The sequence below is a fragment of the Roseomonas rosulenta genome, from assembly GCF_016106005.1.
GTDB classification, from domain to species: Bacteria; Pseudomonadota; Alphaproteobacteria; order Acetobacterales; family Acetobacteraceae; genus Neoroseomonas; species Neoroseomonas rosulenta.
On the sequence record NZ_JACADR010000467.1, the window covers coordinates 1 to 2002 of the forward strand.

The 2002-nt window shown below is 75.7% G+C and carries 4 protein-coding genes; 2 read left to right on the forward strand and 2 right to left on the reverse strand.

Translation table 11 applies throughout. From position 1 onward, the window contains the following. Positions 1-165: 165 nt before the first annotated feature. Entirely contained in the window at positions 166-774 is a 609-nt protein-coding gene (locus HW578_RS25880) for a pyridoxamine 5'-phosphate oxidase family protein (protein WP_198373586.1), read from the reverse strand. 136 nt (positions 775-910) lie between these two features. Here HW578_RS25880 and HW578_RS25885 point away from each other — a divergent pair, with 136 nt between their 5' ends. Then, a complete protein-coding gene (locus tag HW578_RS25885; RefSeq protein ID WP_198373587.1) occupies positions 911-1285 on the forward strand; it encodes a hypothetical protein in 375 nt (124 codons plus the stop codon). Between the two features lie 191 nt (positions 1286-1476). On the opposite strand, the gene HW578_RS25890 is transcribed toward HW578_RS25885, so the two are convergent. Beyond that, complete coding sequence (locus HW578_RS25890; RefSeq protein WP_198373588.1) at positions 1477-1797, reverse strand: hypothetical protein; 321 nt, start codon at positions 1795-1797, stop codon at positions 1477-1479. 2 nt (positions 1798-1799) lie between these two features. Between HW578_RS25890 and HW578_RS28090 the strand changes: the two genes are divergently transcribed. Further along, the coding region (locus tag HW578_RS28090) for a hypothetical protein (RefSeq protein ID WP_232479298.1) at positions 1800-2002 on the forward strand (203 nt) is incomplete at its 3' end.

Consider the following 2002-nt stretch of genomic DNA (forward strand, 5'->3'; position numbering starts at 1 on the left):
GATCGCCCGAGACCGCGCCGCCCGGCGTGCTGGCCGCGGCGAAGGCGCGCGGCGCCACCATGCGCGCCGAGCGCGAGGCGCTGGTCGCGCGCGTCGCCGCCCGCCTCCCCTGATCGCGGTCCAGGGGAACGCTCTCCGGAGGGGCAGCGCCCCGCCGGTGCTCCTTCACCACATGGTCCTGGCCGCCCGTTCCGGCCATTCCCGGTCATAGGCATCGCCGCCGGTCCTGCCGCCGCTCATCTGCGCGAGGATGGCCCCCGGCGTCGGCAGCGATGCCGGATCGACGTGCCTGCCCGGATCCCACAGCCCCGCGCGCAGCACCGCGCGGGCGCATTGGAAATAGACCTCCGCGACTTCGACCACGACGACGCAGCGCGGCGCCGCGCCTTCGACCGCGAAGGACGCCAGCAGGTCGGGCGCGACGGACACGTGCGCGCGCCCGTTCACGCGCAGCGTGGTGCCTGATCCCGGGATCAGGAACAGCAGCGCCACGCGCGGGTCCCGGATGATGTTGCGCAGGCTGTCGGCGCGGTTGTTGCCGCGCCGGTCGGGCAGCAGGAGCGTGCGGTCATCTCCGATCCGCACCAGCCCCTGCGCATCGCCGCGCGGCGAGCAGTCGAGCCCCTCGGGGCCGGCGGTGGCCAGCACCAGGAAGGGCGAGGCCTCGATCAGCCGGCGGTATTCCGGCGTGACCCGGTCCGCCACCTTGGCGGTCGAGGCGAGGTTGGGGGATCCGTAGAGCGCCTCGAGCTCGGCGATGGTCGCGATCCGCATGGGGCCCTCCATGGCTGCGCGCAGGTGGTAGGCCGGGGCGCTGCCCCTGGGGAAGACGGAGGACCGGGGCGGGCCTCCGGCCGTCTTCATCGCCGCTTCACCGCCGCCCCGCCATGCTGCGGCCCGGAGGCCGTCCATGGACCAGAGCAGCGCCATCACCGAGGCGGAGCGCGAGGCGCGCGCCCGGATCGCCCGCCACCTGCAGGATCTGCACCGGCTGCACCTGGCGCTGGCCGAGGAGAGCCGCGCCCTGAAGCGCTTCACCACCGAGGGCCGGGCGGAGGTCGAGATCGCGCTCGCGACCGAGCTGATCGAGCAATACCTGGGCGCGAGCGGCGCCTTCCTCGAGAACATGCGCGGGCGTTTCGAGGCGCGGCTTGCGCTGCTGCGCCGCGGCGAACCCGCCTTCGGCGGGCGGCCCGAGCAGGCGCCGGAGCATGGCGCCTTTTGGCTGGGGTTCTCGCGGCTCTGCGCTGTGCTGCGGCGGGCGGCGCGCCACGCCGAGGGGTAGCGAGGCCGTCGCCTTGCGCGGTCGGACCTGGCCCTGGCCTGCGGTGGCCCGAGGCGGCCCTTCACCGCCCGGACGCAACGTCGGGCGGGGGGAGCCGCCGCGCCGTTCCGCCGGCCGGCGCCGAGGTGCACCGCTCGCCTGCGTGCCGGACCAGGGCGGTCGGATGGAGCGACCCGGCCGGGTGCCCCGGCCTAGGGCCGGGCGACGCGCATCGTGCCCTGCCAGACGCAGACCAGGTGCGTCTCCTCCCCGCGGTCGAGCAGCACCGGGCGGTAGAATCGGCGGTGCCGCGCGGCGACGGCGGCGGCGAGGCTTTCGCCCACGAAGGTGAAGTGCAGCAGGTCGCCGGCGGTGCAGCCATCGCCGGTCAGCAGGCCGATGAAGCGGCGTTCCAGCGGCAGCGGGTCGTTCGCGACGAAGCGTGCGACGCACAGGCGCGGCGCGGCGTCATCCGCATGCACGGCCGGTGCGGCGAGCAGCAGGGCGACGATCAGGGCAGCCAGGCGAGGCATCGATGCGCCATGATGCCGCGGCCCGGATGAACGAGGCGTTGACCCGGCGGGACAGGGGCGTGGAAGCCATGGCGCGTCACGGCCAGGCGATGGATCGGGCGGCTGCACGGCGCGGCGGGTGCGTGGCGCTGCTGCTGGCGCCGTGCCTGGCGCTGCCCGCCCTGGCGCAGCGCGCGCCCGACCCGGCCCGCCCGCACGCTGCCGA